The 3,801-nt window shown below is 54.7% G+C and carries 3 protein-coding genes; all 3 read left to right on the top strand.

What is annotated here, in order from left to right; all coding sequences use genetic code 11:
• The coding region (locus tag H8K43_RS18645) for a type VI secretion system Vgr family protein (protein ID WP_186905253.1) at positions 1 to 2,243 on the top strand (2,243 nt) is incomplete at its 5' end.
• A 10-nt stretch (positions 2,244 to 2,253) separates the two neighbouring features.
• Entirely contained in the window at positions 2,254 to 3,570 is a 1,317-nt protein-coding gene (locus tag H8K43_RS18640; RefSeq protein WP_186905252.1) for a phospholipase effector Tle1 domain-containing protein, read from the top strand.
• The coding region (locus tag H8K43_RS18635; protein WP_186905251.1) for a hypothetical protein at positions 3,557 to 3,801 on the top strand (245 nt) is incomplete at its 3' end. The genes H8K43_RS18640 and H8K43_RS18635, both read left to right, overlap by 14 nt.

Below are 3,801 nucleotides of genomic sequence, written 5' to 3'. Positions count from 1 at the left end.
CCGATCTGGAGTTTGTTGTGAGGCTGATGCAGGAATGGGGCATCAACTACCATTTCGAGCATAGCGCAGGCGTACACCGGCTCATCCTGTCCGATCACAATGCCGCATTTCACACCGCCTCTGCGGCTTACGTCACACTGCCTTACTACCCACCAGGTCACAAGACCGACCGCGATTACATCCACGCCTTCAGTCCCGAACATCGCCTCACCAGCGGCAGCGTCGCCAGCCGCGACTACGACTACACCCGGCCAGAAGCCAGTCTGGATGCGGGTTTCAGCGATGCTCGCCCTACCGGCCATGCGAACCAGGAAGTGTATTTATGGCGCGATGCGAATGCAGGCAGTAATTACAGTCAGCCGAATGCAGGCAGTGACAATGCGCTTAATCAGACTGAACCGCAAGGCGATTACCTGGCCAGAATCCGTCTGCAAGAACGGCGTCAGCACGGCCAGCGCGCAACCGGCAGCGCCTATTTACGCGGCCTGGCACCGGGCATGAATTTTACGCTCACTGACTATCCGCAAGCCGCAGCGAATATCGAATACCTGATTCTGCACACCACATTTACGCTACAAAATGTGAGTGAAGATACGCAGCGCGATGTGCAGAACAATCTGCAGAACAATCTGCAGCATCATGTGCTGAATGTAGACACAAATCGCCAAACCGGCCTCTGGCAAATCCAAACCGACTTCCACGTCCAGCCCAGTAACTGCATATTGCGTCCCGCACTGACACAAGCCAAGCCACGCAGCCTAGGCCCCGAAGTCGCACGTGTGACCGGCCCTGATCCTGACACCGCTGCTAACAACCTCTACACCGACGTCTACGGTCGCATTAAAATCCAGTTCCCCTGGGACCGCTATGGCAAACGCAATCACAACAGCAGTTGCTGGGTACGCGTCACGCAAGCCTGGGCCGGTAATCAGCTTGGTCAACTCAGCATACCGCGCATCGGCCAGGAAGTCCTGATCAGCTTTATCGGTGGCGACCCCGATCAACCGGTTTGCAGCGGCAGCCTGCACATTCAAAACAACCTGCCGCCCTGGCAGCTACCGAGTCAGCAAGCCCTGACCGGCCTGCGCAGCCGCGAACTCACCGAGGGTGGAGGCAATGCCAGTGCCGGTCGCAGCAATCACCTGATCCTCGACGACACCGCCCAACAAATCCAGCTCCAACTTAAAAGCGACCACCAACACAGCCAGCTCAGCCTCGGACACATCACCCGCATCGACAACAACCGTGGACGGCAAGACCCACGCGGCCAAGGCTTTGAACTACGTACCGACGGCCACGGCGCTGTCCGTGCCAAAGACGGCCTCCTGATCAGCAGCGAAGCAAGACCCCAGGCACAAAACCACCACACCAGCCTGAACGAAAGCGCACAACGGCTGCAGCACGCGCACAATTTACACGCCAGTCTGGCCGACGCCGCCCATCAAGCCGGAGCGCAAGAAGCAAGCGATCAGCCTCAGGTCGCACAAGACCTCGAACAACAAAGTGCAGAAATCGCAGGCACAGCGAACAAGGCAAACAACACAAGTCAAAACCAAAATCAAACCAAAAACCACTTCCCCGAATTCAGCCAGCCCCACATCCTGCTCACCAGTCCAAGCGGCATCGCCAGCACCACCGCTGGCAGCACCCAGCAACACAGCGCAGCCCAACACGCGATCAGCGCCGAACAGCACATCAGCCTCAGCAGCGGCCACAGCGTGCTTGCGAGTGCGCGTAAGGCGATACGGCTGTTTGCTAAAAAATTCGATATCCGCCTGATCTCTGCCCAGGCCGATATCGAAATTCAGGCGCTGCAAAACAGCGTGAACCTGCTCGCCAAACTCGACCTCAGCCATAGTGCAGAAACGATACAACTGAGCGCCCGTCAGGAAGTCGTCATCAACGGCGGCGGCAGCTACAAAAAATGGAGCGCCACCGGTATCGAACAAGGCAGCAGCGGCCGCTACACCGGCCACGCGGCGACACATACAACGACCGGGCCACAGCATTTGCCGGTTAAGAGTTTGCCGGAATCCACGCCCTATAACGAAATGTTTGTTTTGCAGGATATGGCGGGTCGTCCGGTAGCGCATTTTGCTTACCGCATTCAGACTGCTTCCGGACGCATCGTCAATGGCGTGACCGATACCTCTGGTTGCGCACAACGGGTAGGCAGCGGTAATCAGAGCGCAAACCTGGAAATCAAAGCAGCCACCAGGCAGCCAGACCATACCGGATCTTGAGAGGAAGACCATGGAACAAGGACTGTACAACAGCATAACTGGCACCACGCCAGGCGACGATACCGAACATATCGTGCAGGTCGATAAAATCCAGGCCAATCTGTTTTTTGATGGCACACGCAATAACTACTACAACGTAGAAAAAGCAGATGCGGCGACCCGGGCAAAATATGGCGGTGAAGATACCAGCTATGACAATGCGCTGTCGAATGTGGCGCGGATGTGGGAAGTTATCGGTACTGAAAGAGAAAATTCAGATATTGGTGTCTACATTGAGGGCATGGGAACGACCAAGTTTGAAGGCGATGCGATGGCTGGTTATGCCTTAGGCACCGGTGAAACTGGTATTCAGACTCGCGCACAATCTGCCTTTCAACCACTGATTGACGAAGTGAAAAAAACCCGTGGGGACCAGGGGCCCCCCGCTATCTTGGAACTGAATCTATACGGCTTTAGCCGGGGCGCTGCTACCGCGCGGCATTTCGCCCATTTGCTACGCGATCAGCATGAGATCGCCAGGCATTTTACTGATAAGTGGAGCCAGGTTCAGGTCGTGGTGAATTTTGTGGGGCTATTCGATACCGTGTCTTCCGAAGGCATCGCTTATAACAATGATGTGAATGACCTGGGTTTACGATTTAGTGCAGACAGTGCACGCAGCGTGTTTCATTTGATTGCTCTGGATGAATACCGCCTGTGTTTTTCAGACACGACGATAGACAGTGCGCTTAAAGCCACGGTCAGCATCAACAATCTCAGCGTACCCATGGGGTTTGAGCTGGGCATGCCGGGTGCCCATTCCGACGTGGGTGGTGGCTATGTCTGCGATGCAAACAAAAGTGAGATTGAAGTCAGGGATCTGGTGCCACCTGGCTGGCATCCGGATCAGGGCACAACCCAAGGATCGCAGGATTTTGTGTATCAACAAGGCTGGTATCAGGGATCAGATAAAAAAGCCAGTACCTGGCATCCGTATCGGCATCAACGCAGTATCAGCGGTGATTATTACAAGGTCGCGCTTGCATTAATGGTCGATATGGCAGAGCGCTATACCGTAAGCCGCTATAGCGAACAATTAAATATGATCGCACAAACCCCTGCCGTTGCAGAGATACAGACTGCTTTACGTCAGCTGGTGCAAGAGCACGCGTTCAAACCGGGCAAGCCCACCCGTATCAATTGGGAATTGAATGCACAGCTGGGCACAGAGCGCGCTAAGGCATTCCGCCATGCCTATCTGCATGTGTCTGCCAACGATAACAAAACCGGTATGTGGGCGCGCTATCCCACGCCAATCACCTGGGGACGTCATCATGAAATGGGTTAAACCAGACCAAGCCATCATACCCGTCAATTCACAACGCCGTAGCTGGCTGCTGCAAGCCAGTAGTGCTGCGCTAAGTTTGGCTACCGCAGCACCCGCAGGTGCATCAGAAATGTTGAAAGGACTATTCATGTCTGACCATGAAACACCAGAAACCGCCGTGATGAAATGGACTATTTCATTTTGTGCATACAGTATTGATATAGACCCAGGTGCTAACAGCAGGTTAGAAAC

Source organism: Cognatundibacterium curvum, from assembly GCF_014284235.1.
Classification (GTDB): domain Bacteria; phylum Pseudomonadota; class Gammaproteobacteria; order Burkholderiales; family Burkholderiaceae_D; genus Undibacterium; species Undibacterium curvum.
This window is presented reverse-complemented; position numbering and strand designations above follow the sequence as displayed.

Bases quoted from the DNA above. Each gene is read 5' to 3' on its own strand.
- H8K43_RS18640 (WP_186905252.1), top strand. From the start codon at position 2,254: ATGGAACAAGGACTGTACAACAGCATAACTGGCACCACGCCAGGCGAC.